The organism is Candidatus Cardinium sp. cBcalN2 (assembly GCF_022810445.1).
Lineage (GTDB): Bacteria > Bacteroidota > Bacteroidia > Cytophagales > Amoebophilaceae > Cardinium.
The window spans coordinates 1-866 of record NZ_JAACGD010000144.1; the positions used below are offsets into that span (position 1 = coordinate 1).

Below are 866 nucleotides of genomic sequence, written 5' to 3' on the forward strand. Positions count from 1 at the left end.
TGTTCATGACACTGGTAAAAAATGAATCTTTATTGTTACTTTTTTTTTGATAAAAAAGTAACCAAAAAATCAAGCCCTATGAACCAAGGGCACTTTTACTGTTTAACGCTGATTGTGCTGCCATTCTAAAGGCATTTGCAGCACGATTAATTACTCTACGTGTTCTTGTACTTATTACTTTTTCTCCTGTTATTCTATTGGAAGGACTTAAACCTAACCATGAAGCAAAATGTTTTTCTGTTGGCCACTTATTGGGATTCATGCCAACTTCTGAAACAACAGTTTGTACTGTTAAAGTATTAAGTCCAGGAATGGTCGTAAAATCAACACCTGTTACGCGATATAATTCTTCATGTAATGTAAAATGAGGATGGTTTTTTACTAAACTTTTTTTTTGATTGGCTATAGTTATATTCTTCAGATTTTGTCTCAAATTTTTTGTAACAATTTTCAATAGCTTTATCACATTCTGCTATTTCTTCCTGATATATAATGTATAGCCTATACTCCTGCCTTAGAGAAAATAGATGCTCTTCTCTATAGTCGCCTGTCAGTGCTTTAGCAATCGTAGCCTCATCACTTTTGATTCTAAGGTCTTTTAATGCAGCCAATTTATCAGCGTTGCGCTCTCCTGAAAGTATGGATTCGATAATCCGAATACCAGTTATACCCGTAATATCACTTATTACCTTGTGTAATTGAAGATGCATTTGAGACAGTGCTTTTTGCATACGATTAACATGCGTAGCTGCCGTTTTGATCAGGCTTTCTCGTTGCCTAATGTAGCTACGTAAGACACAGATTTCATCATCTGGCCTGAATGATCCTTGGAGTAGACCATAGCTATGTAATTGGTGTAACAACTG

1 pseudogene is annotated in these 866 nt (G+C 35.3%); it reads right to left on the bottom strand.

Annotation, left to right across the window (positions count from 1 at the left end):
- Nucleotides 1–115: 115 nt before the first annotated feature.
- Nucleotides 116–866, bottom strand: a pseudogene (locus MUW74_RS03975) (transposase); the annotation flags it as partial.